Origin of the sequence: Thermococcus sp. (assembly GCF_026988555.1) — an archaeon.
GTDB lineage: Archaea > Methanobacteriota_B > Thermococci > Thermococcales > Thermococcaceae > Thermococcus.
In genome coordinates this window covers 1-17493 of record NZ_JALSLB010000033.1, presented here as the reverse complement: position 1 = coordinate 17493, position 17493 = coordinate 1, and the positions used below count along the sequence as shown (strand labels likewise).

Annotated in this window: 20 protein-coding genes and 1 riboswitch; of the genes, 12 read left to right on the top strand and 8 right to left on the bottom strand. The window is 53.8% G+C overall.

Annotation, left to right across the window (positions count from 1 at the left end):
* On the top strand, positions 1–1732 hold a 1732-nt coding region (gene glmS / locus MVK60_RS04690), incomplete at its 5' end, for a glutamine--fructose-6-phosphate transaminase (isomerizing) (protein ID WP_297436962.1).
* A 10-nt stretch (positions 1733–1742) separates the two neighbouring features.
* Entirely contained in the window at positions 1743–4631 is a 2889-nt protein-coding gene (locus MVK60_RS04685) for an STT3 domain-containing protein (protein WP_297436960.1), read from the top strand.
* Here the strand turns inward: MVK60_RS04685 and MVK60_RS04680 are convergent.
* The 4 genes from MVK60_RS04680 to MVK60_RS04665 are packed head-to-tail and all read right to left on the bottom strand — an operon-like array spanning position 4628 to position 6264.
* Positions 4628–5032, bottom strand: a complete 405-nt coding sequence (locus tag MVK60_RS04680; protein ID WP_297436958.1) for a ParB/RepB/Spo0J family partition protein — start codon at positions 5030–5032, stop codon at positions 4628–4630. The two genes, MVK60_RS04685 and MVK60_RS04680, sit on opposite strands and share 4 nt — an antisense overlap.
* The gene (locus MVK60_RS04675; RefSeq protein WP_297436956.1) at positions 5029–5700 is read right to left on the bottom strand and encodes a class I SAM-dependent methyltransferase; all 672 of its coding nucleotides are present in this window, start codon (positions 5698–5700) and stop codon (positions 5029–5031) included. The genes MVK60_RS04680 and MVK60_RS04675 overlap by 4 nt, the downstream gene beginning before the upstream one ends.
* Positions 5701–5982, bottom strand: coding sequence for an MTH1187 family thiamine-binding protein (locus MVK60_RS04670; RefSeq protein ID WP_297436954.1), 282 nt, complete (start codon positions 5980–5982; stop codon positions 5701–5703).
* Positions 5983–6264, bottom strand: coding sequence for a ubiquitin-like small modifier protein 1 (locus MVK60_RS04665; RefSeq protein ID WP_297436952.1), 282 nt, complete (start codon positions 6262–6264; stop codon positions 5983–5985).
* A gap of 98 nt (positions 6265–6362) precedes the next feature.
* On the opposite strand from MVK60_RS04665, the gene MVK60_RS04660 reads away from it, so the two are divergent.
* Positions 6363–7064 (top strand): hypothetical protein, encoded by a 702-nt coding sequence (locus MVK60_RS04660; RefSeq protein ID WP_297436951.1) that lies wholly within the window; start codon positions 6363–6365, stop codon positions 7062–7064.
* Here the strand turns inward: MVK60_RS04660 and MVK60_RS04655 are convergent.
* The gene (locus MVK60_RS04655; RefSeq protein WP_297436949.1) at positions 7048–7731 is read right to left on the bottom strand and encodes an adenylate kinase; all 684 of its coding nucleotides are present in this window, start codon (positions 7729–7731) and stop codon (positions 7048–7050) included. The genes MVK60_RS04660 and MVK60_RS04655 overlap by 17 nt on opposite strands.
* A gap of 55 nt (positions 7732–7786) precedes the next feature.
* Between MVK60_RS04655 and MVK60_RS04650 the strand changes: the two genes are divergently transcribed.
* The gene (locus tag MVK60_RS04650; RefSeq protein ID WP_297436968.1) at positions 7787–8233 is read left to right on the top strand and encodes a single- stranded DNA-binding family protein; all 447 of its coding nucleotides are present in this window, start codon (positions 7787–7789) and stop codon (positions 8231–8233) included.
* Positions 8234–8317: 84 nt separating this feature from the next.
* Here the strand turns inward: MVK60_RS04650 and pyk are convergent, their stop codons facing one another.
* Positions 8318–9754, bottom strand: coding sequence for a pyruvate kinase (gene pyk / locus MVK60_RS04645; protein ID WP_297436947.1), 1437 nt, complete (start codon positions 9752–9754; stop codon positions 8318–8320).
* Positions 9755–9853: 99 nt separating this feature from the next.
* The gene (locus MVK60_RS04640; RefSeq protein WP_297436945.1) at positions 9854–10549 is read right to left on the bottom strand and encodes a peptidase M54; all 696 of its coding nucleotides are present in this window, start codon (positions 10547–10549) and stop codon (positions 9854–9856) included.
* An 85-nt stretch (positions 10550–10634) separates the two neighbouring features.
* Positions 10635–10709, top strand: a riboswitch (Fluoride riboswitch).
* 23 nt (positions 10710–10732) lie between these two features.
* On the opposite strand from MVK60_RS04640, the gene MVK60_RS04635 reads away from it, so the two are divergent.
* From MVK60_RS04635 to coaBC, 6 genes are all read left to right on the top strand, one after another.
* Complete coding sequence (locus tag MVK60_RS04635; RefSeq protein ID WP_297436943.1) at positions 10733–11599, top strand: hypothetical protein; 867 nt, start codon at positions 10733–10735, stop codon at positions 11597–11599.
* Positions 11600–11608: 9 nt separating this feature from the next.
* Positions 11609–12319: a DUF6062 family protein gene (locus tag MVK60_RS04630; RefSeq protein ID WP_297436941.1), complete on the top strand. Its 711-nt coding sequence runs from the start codon at positions 11609–11611 to the stop codon at positions 12317–12319.
* Positions 12303–12623: a hypothetical protein gene (locus tag MVK60_RS04625; protein ID WP_297436939.1), complete on the top strand. Its 321-nt coding sequence runs from the start codon at positions 12303–12305 to the stop codon at positions 12621–12623. Before MVK60_RS04630 ends, MVK60_RS04625 begins: the two co-directional genes overlap by 17 nt.
* The gene (locus MVK60_RS04620; protein ID WP_297436937.1) at positions 12607–13041 is read left to right on the top strand and encodes a hypothetical protein; all 435 of its coding nucleotides are present in this window, start codon (positions 12607–12609) and stop codon (positions 13039–13041) included. The genes MVK60_RS04625 and MVK60_RS04620 overlap by 17 nt, the downstream gene beginning before the upstream one ends.
* A 210-nt stretch (positions 13042–13251) precedes the next feature.
* Positions 13252–14007 (top strand): DUF835 domain-containing protein, encoded by a 756-nt coding sequence (locus MVK60_RS04615; RefSeq protein ID WP_297436966.1) that lies wholly within the window; start codon positions 13252–13254, stop codon positions 14005–14007.
* 34 nt (positions 14008–14041) lie between these two features.
* Positions 14042–15259 carry a bifunctional phosphopantothenoylcysteine decarboxylase/phosphopantothenate--cysteine ligase CoaBC gene (coaBC, locus tag MVK60_RS04610; protein ID WP_297436964.1) on the top strand — a complete coding sequence of 406 codons (1218 nt, stop codon included), beginning with the start codon at positions 14042–14044 and terminating at the stop codon, positions 15257–15259.
* 42 nt (positions 15260–15301) lie between these two features.
* On the opposite strand, the gene MVK60_RS04605 is transcribed toward coaBC, so the two are convergent.
* Positions 15302–16015: a MinD/ParA family protein gene (locus MVK60_RS04605; protein WP_297436935.1), complete on the bottom strand. Its 714-nt coding sequence runs from the start codon at positions 16013–16015 to the stop codon at positions 15302–15304.
* Positions 16016–16178: 163 nt separating this feature from the next.
* Here MVK60_RS04605 and MVK60_RS04600 point away from each other — a divergent pair, with 163 nt between their 5' ends.
* Together MVK60_RS04600 and MVK60_RS04595 are read left to right on the top strand one after the other, a co-directional pair.
* A complete protein-coding gene (locus MVK60_RS04600; RefSeq protein WP_297436933.1) occupies positions 16179–16472 on the top strand; it encodes a MazG nucleotide pyrophosphohydrolase domain-containing protein in 294 nt (97 codons plus the stop codon).
* Positions 16473–16746: 274 nt separating this feature from the next.
* The coding region (locus MVK60_RS04595) for a TldD/PmbA family protein (RefSeq protein ID WP_297436931.1) at positions 16747–17493 on the top strand (747 nt) is incomplete at its 3' end.

The window sequence follows — 17493 nt, the reverse complement described above, 5'->3', positions numbered from 1 at the left end:
TCGTGGTTACGATTCTGCCGGTGTCGTTACAGGGGAGGGGGAAAGCCTGCACATTAAAAAGGGGGCGGGGAGAATAGACCCTCTGGTGAGCGAGCTCGGTCTGCTTAACATGCCCGGAAATCGGGGGATCGGCCACACCCGCTGGGCCACCCATGGGGTTCCAAACGAGATAAACGCCCACCCTCACACCGACTGTTCCGGCAAAATCGCCCTCGTGCACAACGGTATAATTGAGAACTACCTGGAGCTGAGGGAGGACCTCAGGAAAAAAGGGCACACCTTCAAGAGCGATACCGACACCGAGGTCATAGCCCACCTGATAGAGGAGGAGCTAAAGTCCTCTAGGAACTTCGAAGACGCCATGAGAAAAGCCCTTCTAAGACTCAGGGGCTCCTTTGCACTGGGGATAGTGTACGCCGGGGAATCGGACAGGTTGTACTTCGTAAGAAACGAGAGCCCGCTGGTTCTCGGGCTAGGAACGGGAGAGAACTTCGCGGCGAGTGACGTCCCTGCCTTTCTTGAGTACACAAGGAAAGCAGTCTTCCTGGACGACGGAGAATACGCGGTTCTGACAAGGGAATCGTATATCGTTAAAAGGCTGGAAACCGGGGAGATTGTAGAAAAACCAGTTCAGGAGATAGACTGGACCCTGGACATGGCCGAGAAAGGTGGGTACCCCCATTTCATGCTGAAGGAGATACACGAGCAGCCCAGGGCAATAAAAGACGCAATCCACGGGAACAGCGACCTGATCCCGGCCGTGGCTGAAGAGATCGCAAGGTACGGCAAGGTGTTCTTCGTGGCAATGGGGACCTCCTACCATGCGGCGCTGGTGGGAAAGTACCTCTTTCAGCGGCTTGCTGGGAAGATGGCAATCGTGGAGGAGGCCAGTGAGTTCAGGTACGGTGCAGAGAGCATACTTGACGAAGACTCCCTTGTAATAGCCATAACACAGAGTGGCGAGACAGCGGACACACTTGCGGCGATGAAACTGGCGAAGAGCAGGGGCGCCAAGGTCCTGGCGATAGTGAACGTCGTCGGCAGTATGGCGACCCGCGTAGCGGACATTACCCTCTACACACACGCCGGACCCGAGATCGGGGTGGCGGCGACCAAGACCTACACAACCCAGATCACAGTTCTGACGATGCTCGCCATAGAGCTGGCAAGAAAGCTCGGAAGGAGGGGGGAAGATGAGATTAAAAAGCTTGAAGACGAGTTCATGGGTGTGCCGAAACTTGTTGAAGGTGTCCTTTCCACTGAGGGGAGATTAAAAGAGCTCGCAGAGGGCTTAAAGGATCGAAAGGACTTCTTCTACATCGGGAGGGGCATCAACGTCCCCACGGCGCTTGAGGGTGCCCTTAAGCTCAAGGAGATAAGCTACATCCATGCCGAGGGGCTGAGCGCGGGGGAGCTCAAGCACGGGCCGCTCGCCCTGCTGGAGGATGGTGTCCCCGTTATCGCGATCACGCCAAGCGGGCACCTCTTTGATAAAATGGTTAGCAACATAGAGGAGTCGAAGGCCAGAGGGGCCATGGTCGTCGCTCTGAGCGACTCGGATGAACTCAGAGGGACCGCGGACGTTCTTGTAGAGATGCCATCCATAAGTGAAGTCTTAACCCCAATGATCTACGTGGTTCCCCTCCAAATCCTAGCTTATCATCTAGCGGTTTTGAGGGGCAACGACCCCGATAAACCGCGGAATTTGGCCAAATCCGTTACCGTGGAGTGAGGTGGTTCCTATGGTGAAAACCGATGTCAAAAAGAAGAAAAAATCGGACTCCAGAAGGGGTCTCTCCCATTATTATGGGAAGCTGAAAACGTACGGCATTCCCGCACTCGTCCTCCTGCTGGCGTACATAGGCTTCAGGATAAGGGACGTTACGTCGAACTACAAGACGTTCCTTGATCCCGATACGTTCTACCACTTTGAGCTTTACAAAATAGCCATAAAGGAGGGAATCCCAAGGTACTTGGCGTACGCCAACCCCCCGACAGGCATAACTCTGAAGGGTGGATACCTCGGCCTCTACGTCGTTCAGGCCTGGTTCTACAAGATAACTCACGCCCTCTTCGGCACCACGGTTATGGGGGCATTCAAACTGTGGCCACCCTTCGTCGGTGCGATGACGATAATAGCGGTGTACCTACTTGGAAGAAAGCTCCATTCAGACTGGGCGGGACTGTGGGCGGCCGCCTTCATGAGCTTCTCCTACGCCAACTTCAGCAAAACGTTCTCGGGCAACAACCGTGGTGAAGGGCCGTTCATGATGTTCTTCCTCTACACCATGGTCACCTTCCTACTGTACATCGAAGAGGGGAAGTGGAACTGGAAGAAAATCCTCTGGGGGGCCCTCTTCCTACTGCTCAGCCCCATTTATATGGGTGTCTGGAACGGAAGCCAGTTCGGTGTCGGAATCCTCCTTGCCCTAGTGGCAGTTTACCCCGTGGTGCTCTTCACATTCGGCAAAATGGGAGAGCTCAAACAATTCATTAGGGACAGCTACCCCCTCTACGGGGTATCCCTTTTGATCGGCCTGGGTCTCTCCCTCGGAGGGTTCGTGGGGATAAAGGGCTTCCTGATCTTCGCTCTGGAAGCGTTCGCCGCGCTTCTGGTGCTCGTGGCGGTGATGTTCCTCGGCGAGAAGGTGGGCCTGAACTACTCCGACAGGAAGCACAGGTTTGGGACGGTCGTGGTGGTGATCATCCTCGGCTTTGCAGCGGCCTACGCGTACTTTGGAAGGGACCTCTGGAAGTTCTTCGGCGCGGCGTATCAGTCGAACCCCCTCTACCAGACGGTGGCCGAGCTGGCCAAAACGAACCTCGGGACTATAAAATCCTACTACAGTGTCAAGTCCAAAGACGCCCTGGTGTTCCTGTTGTCCCTAGCCGGGTTTGCTGTAGTGCTTGCGAGGTTCGTCACGAAGCTTGCCAAAGCCGATGTCAGCGGCTACAAGGAGCTATTCCTCATAACGTACTACAGCGCCTCACTGTACCTTCTTTACATGAGCGTCAGATTCGTCTTCCAGGCGTCCGGAGCGTTACTTCTGCTAGCAGGTGTGGTCGTTGGAGAAGCCTTCCTGTTCGTTGAGAACATGAAGGAATCCATAAACACGAAAGCCCTCTACGCCATCTTCCTCATCCTGCTCTTTGTTCCAATCCCCGTCGTTGGAGCTAGGTACACAAGCGATATCGCTCACGCCTACTCCAAGTCCCAGGGTTCGGTCCCAAGTGACTGGGTGAACACCCTGGAGTGGCTCAAGAACAACAGTAACCCGCTCGACAGCGCGACCAGCTGGTGGGACTACGGTTACTGGATCGAGTCGAGCCTCCTGAGCCATAGGAGGGCGATAACGGATGGTGGACACGCCTACGATAGGCGCTACCTCGTGGCCAAGTTTTTCACACACTACTGGAACGAGAGCGAGGTGGACTTTGAGGCCTGGGAGCTGAACTACATAATAACCTACATGAACCCGCTGTACCAGGACAGTGACTTTTACAAGTTCAATGCCATAAGCTACCTGGGCGGGGCCATAAACTACGGTGAGTACCACGACCTTGGAATGCTCTACGCAATCGGAAGGAAGTACATTCACTACGCAAACGAGAGCGGCAGACAGATAGTCTACATTGACACACCCAACGGCGCGGCACAGCCGATAATGACGATAGACATGACGACTGGGAGGGTCATACACGGAAGGGGTGACATGCCCTACGTCCTCTACATCTTCCAGAACTACGGGATTCTGGCCTACAAGAAGATAGCTTTCAGCAACTACGTCAGGCTGGCCTTCCGTATCCCGTTCTCCCTCGAACCTTGGGACGCCCAGAAGCTCTACGCCAATTTCGTGCCGGTCCACAGCACTTTCAGCGTTATGGTTTACAAGTTCAGGCCGTTCGCGATCTACAGAATAGATAAGCTTGAGAACGGCACGTGGAAGGCCTTCTACAGCACCCTCGGTGGGGGCAAACTCCCCCTGGGGAACCAGACACTCCGTCTCTGGATATCCGCCTTCGGAAGGGACGTTAAAGATGCCACCCTCGTCTTCGAGGCCTACAACGGGACTAAACTGGTGGACAGGAAGACCCTGGTGAGTGGCCTCTACATCAACCACCTCAACGAGACCCCTGTAACGGTCAACCTATACATCCCGAACGCCACCAAGTACCGCTTTGTTCTCTATCAGGCGGGCCCGGTGGGTGTCCTGACCAGTGCCCCAAAGGTCGATGGAAAGATAGCGGACCCAAGCTACGTCCTACCTGAGGGGAAGAGCGGCACCCTTGAGCTGAAGGCGGCGTTCAGAAGGGACTACACCGCCAACCTCACTCTCCGTGCGAGCATCGTGTACTACGTGACCCCCAACGGCAAGGACATATACAAGAAAGACTTCTACCTCGAGCCGCACATGGACATAATCAAATACGTGCCGGTTAAGGGCGGCCTGAACCTCAGGGAGGGCAACAACACCATAACCGCAAAGGCCTCAATGCCGTCGGGAGTCTTTGAGAAGTTCATAGAGGGGCTCTACCAGAAGTACGGCAGGGATAAGGTCGTTGTCGTCAGGAAGAGGATCGAACCCATCTTCATCGCAAGGAAAGAGTACGTGATCTGGGAGGGTGGTTAGTCCCTTACCACTTTTATATCTTCCAATCCCCTCAATCCGCTCTTCTCGGCCGTTTTAGGGGCACCCGGCACAAATACAGAATTCGGTTGCAGTATCAGGGCCTCGACTTCTCGAAAACCAAGTTTTTTGAGGGCAAACGCCCTGTGGTGGCCGTCAATCAGATAATATTTTTGGTTGTAGGGTATGACTATTATCGGAGCGTTGTAGCCGTGCTTTATCTCCTGCAGAACCACCAGCAGCTTAACCTCACTTAAGGCGGCCTGGGTGGGAACCACGTCGTCGATGCAGATAAATCTGTCCTCTACGGTGAACTCCACCCCATGCACCGCCCAGTACTCCTCCGCTATGCGTTCCGCCCGCTTAAAAGCCTCGTCCCGGGATATGAGCCGAACCTTCTTCACGCCTTTGCCCCCCTAACAGCCACGAAGGCCGCCAGTTCCCTGCATCTCTTACTGCATTTCTCGTCGAGCCGCTCGGCAAGGCTTGGGAACGGCCAGAACGATGGGAGGAAGATAACACCTGCGGAGTTAACATCAACGAAGCCGAAGTCCCTCAGAAGGCCCTCAAGTTCACTGGGGGTGTAAAACCTTGCGTAGCGATACGCGGTCTCAACGAAGAGGCTCTTCAGCCTCTTGAACAGGAACCACAAACTCCTCCCGTTCATCGTCCCTATCACGACCTCCCCCCCAGGTCTCAGAATCCTGTGTACCTCCGCCAGTACCCTCTCCGGCTCACGGATGAACTCGAACATGGTCACGCTGAGCACCAGGTCAAAGCTCCCGTCCGCGAATGGCAGGCTGTATGCGTCCCCCTCGATGCAGGGAAGACCCTTTGCACGGGCAACTTTCAGCATGCCCTCACTCGCGTCCAGGCCGGTTACGTCGAAACCCCTCCTTTTCAGTTCGAGAGTATAGTTCCCGGTACCGCACCCGAGGTCAAGGGCCCTTCCCCCACGGGAGCGCATCATGGAGAAGATGAGCCTCTTTTCCGTCCTGTCCACGTACTCCCCCGTTCTGGTCCTGTACCAGCCATCGTATCTCGCCGCTATCCTGTTGAAGTACTCGGCCATTCAGATCCTCACCTTTTCCTCCAGTGTAAGGGGCTTGTCGGTTCTGTCGTCTATCTTGAGGCTTATAACAACCCTCTTTGCCCCGGCCTTCAGTACCGTCCTGTGGCAGATTTTTACCAGCTCCAGAATGTCATCAACCGGACCCTCAACGACGGTGCCCATCGGACACAACCGGTACTTGAGACCGCTCTCCTTGATTACTTTGAGAACGGGCTCCAGGTACCTGCCGACACTTGGAGTGCCGGTCCCCAGTGGGAAGAGGCAGAGCTCCGCAACGGCCATTCAACCACCCCCCGCGGGAGGAAATATGTAGACAACATCACCCTCCTTGAGCTCGGTGTCCAGCCCCCGGAGGTGGAGAACGTTGTGACCGTTGACCAAGATCATGCCATCGATGGGTTTTTTCTCGCTGATGCGGGGGCTCCTGAGGAGCTGTTCCTTAATCTCGGGGCTGTAACGTTCGGAGATGATGTCAATCAGCTCACCGACCGTTCTCACCCCGTGAACCTCAACCTCCTTCCTCCCAACGAGCTCACGAAACGTCGCGTAGAACCTCACCTTCATGAAACCACCACCCCTTATACCCATGGAGAAGATAAAAAACCTTCGGAACAGGACATCTGGAAAAGCTTAAGTAATTCGACGACGTAGTGGGGGGTGTCATGGTAAAGGTTAACGTCGAGCCAGCCGAATATTACCCTATCGTTGATAAACTCTTCACCGAGGGGATAGTTGAGGCACTCGACGCCGTTGGCCTGAGCGTGGAAGGGATTGACGCAAAGGTTAAGCCCAGCGAGGACAACGTCGGTGTGGATTTTTCCCTGGTGGTGGCCTCCAAGGGAAACCGCGGGGTTTCCCGCATGGAGGATTTCATCCGGATCGCCGTTGAAAGGATGGTCGAAGAGGCAAACGGGCGGTTCAAATGGATGGGGAGCGGGAAGTTTGTTTTGGGGGAGCTAAAACTCGTTGAAGCTGGCGAAACTGATAAACAGGCCCCCTCTGCTCCCAGGATAAGCGTCGAAGCCGCTCCGGATGAGCTCAAAGGTGCCCTAGAAAAGGTTGCAAAGGGCCTGTGGATAAAGCTCCAAGAGAAAGGGGTGATGGTCGCCGCGGTGGCCCTAAGTTTCGAGGGGGGAACCCCACCGATGGTCACCGCGCGCCTAGTCCTCAAAGGTAATCCCCCCTACGAAAGGGAGCTGCTTGCAGACTACATCTCTGACAAAATTGAGGCGTATCTCTGGACCACCGTGGGAAAAGGGGATTACAACGTCAACGTTCAACTATCAACGCCTTCTGGGAATGAAAAAGAGGGTACAGCCCGGGATGAGGAGATAAAGAACGACAACCTCATGGAGCCCCTCTAGAACCTCTGCGGGTAACCTCCTGAGAGTGGATATAATCCAGCAACGGCCGGATTCTCTCCCAGACCTCACCTATGCCCCCGTGTCCATCCACCCTGACGTAAATGCCCTGTTTTTTGTAGAACTTTATTATGGGTTTCATGTTTTTAACGTAAAGGTCGTATCGCTTCTTCACAACCTCATGCCGGTCATCGCTCCGCTGGACCAGCTCGGCACCGCAGACATCACACCTTCCGGGTAACTTTGGTGGACGGTACTTAGTATGGTATACCTCCCCGCAATTCGGACATATCCTCCTCCCGGAGATGCGCTCTACGCTCTCTTCCTTCGATATGAAGATTTCCATGGCAACGTTGATGCCGATTCCATGGTCGTAGAGGTAGTTTTCAAGGGCAAGAACCTGTTCCGCTGTTCGGGGATATCCATCGAGGATGAAGTTTCCCCTGTCGCGCCGCAGCCGGGATATTACCAGGCTGTTAACAACAACGTCCGGTATCAGTTCACCCGCCGCCAGATAGCGTTCCATCTCCCGCCCCAGTTCGCTCCCCCTGGATATTTCCTCTCTTATCATGTCCCCCGAAGAGACGTAGGTAAGGCCGTAGAGCTCAGTTATTCTTCTGGAGTGCGTCGACTTGCCGCTTCCGGGTGGTCCGAATATCAGGATGTTCATTTTTTCACCACAAGTTATTTATCTCCCATACGCTAAAATATTTACGGTGGTGGTCATGAGGCTGAGCACGGGCTTTGTCAGGGCATCTGGATACGCTTACAAGGTCAGAAGGGTACTCTTCGCGGTAACCAGAGGAAAGGTAAGACCCAGAGAGGTAATACGGGCCGCGGCAGAACTCAACCAGCACATCTTTAAAAGGCTTCGGGAGATGGGCGTTAAAAAAGATGACGTGATCCGGGTAACGGTGCCGTTTGGGATCGGGGACGGAAGGATAACCTGGAGGTCCGAGGGAATGAAGATCGAAGTTTACCGTAGAGAAGAGGAAGAGAACCTAGCACGGGCCATGGAAGAACTTGAAGAAAGGGAGAGGGCGCTGGACGAGCGCATACGTGAGCTGGAGGAGCTGGTAGTGCAGCTCAAAACCCTGAGCGACAGGATAATGGAACACGTTGAGCTCATAAAAGAGGAGCACACATCCCTGGAGCTCAGGAACGAGGGGTGACCCCCCAAATTTTTGCCGGTTTATGCCGCAGCGCCTAGCTGGATTATATAACGGGCGCAAAAAGACAAAAAATCCCGATGATAGTCAAACCTGAAATATCCTTATGGTGTTCGTACCGGCGGTTTTTCCGATCGGCGTCCCCTTAGTGAGGAGCACGGTGTCGTTCTCCCTAACGAGGCCGAGGCTCCGTATCATACTCAGTATCTCCTCCTCGCTCGTCTTCTCTACTATGAATGGATAAACACCGTAGGAGAACATGAGCCTCCCCGCTACCCGTGGATTGGTCACGAACGCCAAAACCCACTGCTTCGGCTTAAAGCGGGCTATGAGACGTGCAGTTTCCCCGGTTCTTGTAGGGGTGAGGATATACTTGATGTCAATGACGCTCAGAGCTTCGATGATGCTCCTGCTTATAGCGTCCTTGACCGTCTCCCCCCTCCTCCTCTGATCCCGGAGTTCCGAGAATTTCCAGCCCGCCAGCAGCGTTGCCCAGTGGGAATCACGGTAGGCCTCGGTGGTCTTCGCGATCTTGGCCATCATCTGAACCGCTTCAACGGGGTATTTACCCACGGCGGTTTCTTCTGACAGCATCACCGCATCGGTACCATCCAGTATGGCGTTGGCAACATCCGTCACCTCGGCTCTGGTGGGAAGCTTCTCTTCGGTCATGCTCTCCAGCATCTGAGTCGCGGTTATGACGGGCTTACCCGCCATGTTGGCTTTGCGTATAAGCTTTTTCTGCAGTACCGGCAGTTTTTCAATCGGCATTTCCACTCCCAAGTCCCCTCTGGCAACCATTATGCCATCGGCAGCAGTTAGAATATCATCAAAATTACGAACTGCATCAGGTCTCTCTATCTTGGCTATTATGAAGGTGTCCTTCCCGTGTTCATCAATGAAACGACGCACCTTGAGGATGTCATAAGCCGAGCCCACAAAGCTTATGCCCACAGCATCTAGACCGTGCTCCAGGGCGAATTTCAGGAACTCCATGTCCTTCTCGGTTACGGCGTCAATGGCCATCCTCGCGTTGGGTACGTTTATTCCCTTATGGGAAAACACGGTCCCCCCCACAAGAACCTTACACACAACATCTCTGTCGCGGACGTCCTCCACCCGCAGGGCTATGAAACCGTCGCAGAGGTATATCACATCCCCTTTTGAGACCAGTTTAGGAAACTCCTTAAACCTCACGGGTAGCAGAGCCTCGCTGCCTATGACATCACGGGTCGTCAGGGTAACGGTCTGCCAGCGGCGGAGTGTTACGGAGCCGTTCTGAACCTCCCCCACCCTAATTTTAACACCGGGAAGATCACCCAGTATGGCTATGGGACGATTCATTCTCCTGGAGACGGTCCGGATGAGCTCGATGGTCTTCTCGTGCTGTTCAAGGTTCCCGTGGGAGAAGTTTATTCGTGCAACACTCATACCAGCCCTTATCATCCGTTCAATGATCCTGTGATTCATGGATGCCGGGCCAATGGTGGCCACTATCTTCGTCTTGTTGCTGGGCAACTTCATGCTATCACCTAAGTTAGAGGTTGGGTTACGGTATAATAACCTTAACCATCGCCAGGTGGAGTGATCGTAGAATGAGGTAAGAAGTCAAGGGACGGTAACCTATCCCATCGCACCGTCCCCCAGTGACGTGCGGAGCTTTGCCATACAATCGTCGCAGTAGCCAGGGGGCCTGAGGTCCCATTCCTCCATGCTCGCGGGGGAGTTCATCACGCACTGGTTGTGGCAGTGTTCAAGGCCGAAACTGTGGCCGACCTCGTGGAGGACACCCTTCAAAAGGCGGTCTTTGAAAAGACGGAGCTTCAGCTTCACCCCCCGTCCGGCGTCCACGTCTAGATTCCCCCCGGTTTTACCGGCGGCCAGGAGCCTGGAGAGGCCCTCGGGTTCAAAGGGCTTCATCGACAGCATCATCATCCTGAGGCCAAGGAGGGTCTCGTGGACGCCGAGGAACTTCTCATAGAAGTCGAAATAACGGTTCCGGGAGACGAGCGGGAAGGTTGTGAGAGCGAATATCTTGTTCATCCGTATACCCCTCTGCCCCTCCATCTCCCTGAGAAGCCGCGAGTACAGGAGCTCCACGAGGGCCTCCAGTGGATACACCATCACCCTGCCCTCCTCGGTCGTCAGGTTTATCAGATAACCCGGCTCAAGTTTCAGTCGTCCTATGTAAAGAAAGCGGAGGGGGAGTCCTTCCTCATCAAAGAATCGGTTTGCCCCGTCGAAGACGTTGAAGACAACCTCGTCTATTACCCTCCTATCCACGAAGTTGCCAACGTAAGTGAAGGCTATGAACTCCATGATTCCATCACAGAGGGAAAGTTCCCCGGAACTTATTAAGTTTTTAGGTGGTTGCACCATAAACATTTTTAAAGTGATTCCCGGAGTGTCCTTGGGCGATGGCGTCCGCCCGGAGGTCAGGTTCAAACCGCCCCACGGGGCTAATGACGCCTGTTCTCCGCAGAAAAGGCTGGAGGCGGTAGAATGGGCTCAAAGCTGTATGAAATTTCCAGGTTCATCAACGGTAACTCGCTCATCCAGTACGTAGAGGACAGGCGCCACGAGGATGGCGGTTACTGTTTTGTGAGCGTTCTTGACGACACCAACGTCAACGACACATACTACGCCGTTAAAATCCACGAGCTGCTAAACATAGAGTTGCCGGATAAAGAAAAGACCATAGAATTCCTTGAAGGGGCTATACAGCCGCAGACGGCGGTGGTGGCCATAGCCATGGCCCTTGAGGGACTCGCAATACTGGGAGCAGAGGACATCGCGAGGGAGCACGTTGACATAGTTTTCACAAAGTACAATCCACTGGAGGGCAAGTTCGCGGTCGGTCTAGGTGGGAGTGAGGAGTTTGGAACCGCCACACCTCTTGAGGCCACGTACTGGGTTCTAAAAGCCTTCAGGAGCATGGGATACCGTGTCGAGGATGAGGTAAGGGAGAGAATCCGGGAATTTGTGATGCGCTTTCGGATGGGAGACGCTTTCGGGGTTAAACATCCCACAACGACCATGACGTATCAGGCCCTGTACTCCCTCAACGCCCTCGGTTACAGACCGCCAAAGGCGAGGCACTTCAAGAACTGCGAGCTCTGCGGCGACTGGGGTGGGTTCACCGAGGTTCCATACTCACTGCCCCCTTACCTGGAGCCAACTTTCTACGGCACCAGGGGGATTGAGCTTCAGCACGAGACACCGACATGCCCCAAGAGGCACATATGGTTCATCCGCCAGCTCCAGAACTCCAACGGGGGCTTTAGGAGGAGCCTTGAGCTCGGTATATCAAACTTCCAGAACGCCTACAGGGCCCTTGCGGTGCTCGACTTCATGATGGGGTATCTCTGAGGGATCCCCATGGACATGATAGGGATTCATCTCAGGGACGCCATAGAGAAAGGCGGTTGTCCGGTGTGCCGGTTAATCGAGGAGTTTGAGGAGTCCGAGATAGGGACCATACTCTACGAACACGTTAACGACCCCTCCCTGAGGGAGGAGTTCAAGAAAAGCCTCGGCCTGTGTCCCTACCACGCATGGAAGCTCCTGAGCATAGCGTATTCAAACCCCCTCTACGGGGGGCTTGGTGTCGCGATAATCTACGAACATATGCTCAGGACGTACATCGAAGGAATCCAGCGGGGCGAACCCCCCCAAGAGAGCGAATGTTACCTCTGCAGGCTGGCACGGGAGAAGGAATCCCTCACCATAGACTCCCTGGTGGACAGAATGGCTGAACTCCTGCCGGTTTACGAGAAGTCCGAGGGGATATTCTGCAAACGTCACTACGAGATGCTCCAGGAGAGGCTCAGAAAGTCCAGTCCAGAAATCTCCAGGGAGCTTGAGGAGATCCACATAAAGAAACTGGACGGACTCAAAAACCTGCTCAACAATTTTATAGAGAAGTTCGACTACAGGTCACAGGAGAGTCCAAGTGATGAGGAAGCGCTGGCTGTTAGACGTTCGATAGAGGCCCTGAAGGGACGTCCACTGGCCATCAACATGCTCAAACCAAAGAGAAAAGCGGGGAGATTTCCCCTGAGGGGTGTGTCTTTTGGACGGAGAGATTGAGATCCTGGTCTCCGAAGAGGAGTTCCAGGAATTAAAGCGTCACAAGCGCGAGTTTAAACCCAACTTGAATAATCTTGAGGGTCTCGAACGCACTTTAAGGACCCTCCAGTACAGGTACCTGACGGAGAAGTTGACCGAACTGAGGAAGAAACTGGAGGAGATGAAAGAGCACTACTCCTCCCTCATCGAGTTCGAGAAGATGGCTAAAGAGGATAAGGTGTACCTCATGAAGAAACGGGCGGAGCTGAGCGAGGAGAACAGGAGACTAGAAGCCAAGGTGAGGGGCTATGAAGGTAATCATTAGCACGGGGGGACGCTGGAAAAAGCTCAAAGTAAAGATCGATGACGGGACGTTCGCACGTGTGGAGGAGATCGCCAAAAAATACGGCTTCCGCATCGATGATACGATTAAGATGCTCCTCAAAGGTGATTTCATAGATAATGTCCCCCCTGAGGTCACGGACAGAAAGATAGAGGAACTGAAGCGGGAAGTGGACTCCTTAAAAAAGGAGCTCTACGGGCTGGAGGGTAAATGGTCCCCGCTCAAGTTCAAAACATACTACCTGGCCATGGACAATCAGAACCTGGCGATTCAGCTCGCCGCAATGATAGCCCAAAACAAACGCCTCAGGAGGAGCCTTGGAATGGATGAAAAAGAGTACAGAGAGCTGGAGGAGAAGATCCATTACTACCTCAACTTTGGGAGCGCGGATAGGGGGTAGTCACAGCCCGGAAAGGGCAACGTTGTCCCGAACGGGAGGAGGGGTTAGGCGTTTAAAGGGGCAGCGCCCGGGGCTTTACGTTCTGAGACTCAATGCACCATCATGTTAGAGTACAACTATGTTTGATAACGTGATGTCGCTTTCATGTTTTAATCTCATGGATAGTAACACTTAAATACCCGTCACCATTCTTTATTCCGGGCCGTGAGGATGGTCAGCTATGAGATGGTGAAGTTAAGCGCTGAAATCCTTGAGTTTCTAACCGTAACCGGGGCATTTTATGTCCTATTCCGATCCAGACGTCTGCTTGGGCCGTTTATTGGCCACCCCCTCCTTAAATGGGTGTTCCTTGGGATAACAATCGTCTGGGCGGGTTTCCTCGTCAACGTTCTTAACGAGTTTTTCCCCACGAAGCTCATGAAGGTCCTCGACGACGTCCTAGTCGCCGTAGGCGTTATGATACTCCTCGCGGCACTGGTGGAGGGGGAGAGTAAGATAAAGGCCAGAGCAGTTCCACGAACGGTAGGCAACGGGGATCCAACGGTACTGAGGGGTTCCTACCTGTACGACGAGACGAATGGGGTTGAGAACCTCCTTCTGAGGCTTGGGGGGAAGAAGGTCCTCGCGGTCACGAGGAAACCGGACCTCCTGAAAGAGAAGGACGTCCCGTACGTATGGATAACCAAACTCAACGTGGAAAACGGGGTACCTCCAACCAAACTGGCACCCCTCCTTCAGTACATCGTCGACAAAGCGGACGGAGACACGGTCGTTCTCATAGACTGCGTCGAGTATCTGATCATCGAAAACGAGTTCAAAGCTGCGTTTAAGTTCATGACCACCTTAAAGGACCACCTGAGCGCCAAGGGCGCCACACTGATACTCATAATCAACAGAAAAACGATAGATAAAAGGGAACTGGCGCTCCTTGAAAAGGAATTTCGGTGGCTCCCTGCAAAGGTTTAAAGTCGGTCGAGATAATCCCGAGATGGTGGTTCCGATGCTTCATCATGTCAAGCTCATCCATGCAACCAAGAGCCGAAAACTCGTCGGCAAGAAAATCGTTCTCGCGATTCCCGGCAGCATCGCCGCTGTGGAGTGCGTCAAGCTTGCGCGCGAACTGATACGACATGGGGCAGAAGTCCACGCGGTCATGAGCGAGAACGCCACCAAGATAATCCACCCCTACGCTATGGAGTTCGCCACAGGGAACCCGGTCGTGACGGAGATAACGGGCTTCATAGAGCACGTTGAATTGGCTGGAGACCACGAAAATAAAGCCGACCTGATCCTCGTCTGTCCCGCTACGGCGAACACGATAGGGAAAATCGCCTGCGGGATTGACGACACACCAGTTACAACCGTCGTGACAACGGCTTTTGCCCACACACCGGTGATGATAGCCCCCGCGATGCACTCCAGCATGTACGAGCATCCGATAGTCGTTGAGAACATCGAAAAGCTCAAGGAGCTCGGTGTCGAGTTCATAGGGCCCCGCTTTGAGGAGGGCAAGGCGAAGGTGGCCTCGATAGACGAGATCGTCTACCGCGTGATAAAGAAGCTCCACCGGAAAGACCTAGCCGGAAAGAGAGTTCTGATAACCGCTGGGGCGACAAGGGAGTACATAGACCCGATTCGCTACATAACCAACGCAAGCAGTGGAAAGATGGGTATGGCCATAGCTGAGGAGGCCGACTTCAGGGGAGCCGAGGTTACCCTCATCAAAACGCAGGGAAGCGTTCCGAGCTTCGTAGAGAACCAGATCGAGGTCGAAACCGTCGAAGAGATGCTTGAAGCCATAGAAAACGAGCTAGAGGCCAAAAAATACGATATTGTCGTTTTAACCGCCGCTGTAAGCGACTTCCGCGTTAAGGAGAAGGCCGGTGTGAAGATAAAGAGCGGAAAACCCCTAACCCTTGAGCTCGAACCGACGCCGAAGATAATAGACAGGGTAAAGGAGCTTCAGCCGGACGTTTTTCTGGTTGGATTTAAGGCCGAAACAGAGATGAACGAGGGAGAACTCATCGAAGCCGCGAGAGAACAGATCGAACGGGCAGGGAGCGACCTCGTTGTGGCCAACACGCTCAAGGCCTTTGGCAGTGAGGAGAACGAGGTCATCCTCGTGGGCAGGGAGTTCGTCAAAAAACTTCCCAGGATGAGCAAGCGGGAGCTGGCCGGGAGGTTGTTGGATGAGACCGCCAGACTGCTAACCTCATAAACGGGGAGAAACCCGCTTCACCCATGTCTCACACCGGTGACCTCACAGAAAGCGATCCTCGATAATGTGGACCACTTCCTTTAAGGGTTCGAAGGCAACGGTGGGTGAGACTATTCCAGCGGTGGTCTCCTCAAAGATCGCCGGATCAAAAGGAATAATCCCGTACAGGGGTACCTCGAGGGCATCCTCGATAAACGAAATCAGATCCTCCAGCCGATCCTGCGGGAGGGAAGGGCGGTTAATGATGACTCCAAGGTTGGGACATCCCGTCTCCCGGAACTTCCTGATAGTTGCCTCCACGTAATCCTCGATATCAATCAGCGGGACGTTGGAGGGATCAATAACCAGAATCTGGAAATCCAGCATATCAACAACCTTGTGGGCGGCAACGGGCAACCCCAGAGGAAAATCAACCAGGATGCCCCCGTAGAAATGCCTGAGTACTTCCAAAAGGCCGGGTATCTTTGAGTAAGGCGCGTCGGGATCAGGTGGTGCTTCAGTGTCTCCTATTATGGCATAGAGTCCATTGAAGCGGTAGCGGTGGATCAGCCAATTGAGATCCACACGGGGATTCTTCAGGTAGGCGCCGATCGTGTACGGGGACTTTATGCCGAGGTGGAAGGCCATGTCTGGAAAGTAGAGGTCGGCGTCTATGAGCAGCGTTCGTACTCCATCATGGGTCAGAAGCGCTCCAAGGTTCACGGTAAGCGACGTTTTTCCAGCACCGCCGGGTCCGGTTACACCACCTATTGTCATTGTGCTCACCTTTATACAAAAATCTGAAACCATAATTCCTATTTGGGCGATTCGCTCAAAAACTTTTGCTGAAAATAAATGATGGAATCATGGGATTATCCCCGCGATCCCAGTACCGTCCCATTTTTATAGACTCCCTACCTCTTCATCCCGGTGATAAGTTATGGAAATTCGTGAGTTTCAGAAGCTCATCCACGATATATACTTCCACAAGGACTCAAAGCGAGGCGTTGAGAGGACTTTCCTCTGGTTCGTCGAAGAAGTTGGAGAGCTGAGCGAGGCGATAAGGAAGAAGGACCGCGAGGCCATGAAAGAGGAGTTCGCCGACGTTCTGGCGTGGCTCGTCAGCTTGGCCAACCTGCTCGGAGTGGATTTGGAAGAGGCCGCGAAGAAGAAATATCCGGGAGTGTGTCCCTACTGCGGAAAGAAGCCGTGTGAGTGTGAGGAGAAGGTTTGAGTTTTTAATCCCAGCTTTCCCTCGGTCCACCTCCATGGCATTACGTTCTCCAATGTTTCTTTCGAGAGCCTTTCAAGTTCTCTAAGCTCCTCTTCATTAACTCCCTTCAGCGAGCTTCTTCTGTTTTCAGACTCACAACCCGTCTATTGTCCCACCGTCCACATTTTAAGTTCAGATGGCCTTAAACCCTCCTCTCTTTTCGACTACCGTCTTAACGAAAAGACTTTTATACTTCCGGGCGCACTATTCTATGCAGTAAACCGAGGTGATGTGCATGCATGAACTCGTAGAGTTCGCGGTTGAGAAGGCCCTCGAAATGGGGGCGAGCTACGCGGAGGCGCGCTTCGAGGAGAAGAACGGCACTTCTCTGGCAATGAAGAACGGCAACCCCGAGGGCCTTGAGATACTCGCTGACAGGGGAATGGGAATAAGGGTCCTGGTCGATGAGGGAATGGGATTCGCAAGCACGAACGTCCTCACGAAGGAGAGTGTTGCCGAGGCCGTCAGGAAGGCCGTCAAGCTGGCCAGAGCTGCCTCCCGCGTTAGAAACGAGCCGATGGTTTTCAGCGAGGAGGACTTCCACAGAGTTTCATACAAGGTCAAGATGAAGAAGGACTTCAGGGATGTCTCCCCGGAGGAGAAGATGGAGCTTCTCAGGAAGGTCGAGGAGGAAGTTAAAGCAACGGGCGTAAACGTGCCAATGCGATATCTTGGCTACTCCGACGGGCTCTGGAAAAAGGTCTTCCTCAACAGCGAGGGAGCCTATGTGAAGAGCAAAATCCCGCGCGTTTCCATCACGTACAACCTCGTCGTCTTCGAGAACGGCCAGATGGAGCAGGCCCCCTTCGTCCAGAGGGCGTTCTCCGGTGGGCTGGAGCTCATCGAGAAGGACGAACCGTGGAGCTGGGCGGTTAAGGACGTCCAGGCCCTAAAGAAGCTCATCTATGAGGGACAGAAGCCACCGGAGGGGAAAGTGGATCTGGTCATAAGCCCAGAGGTCGCTGGGATAGCCGTCCACGAG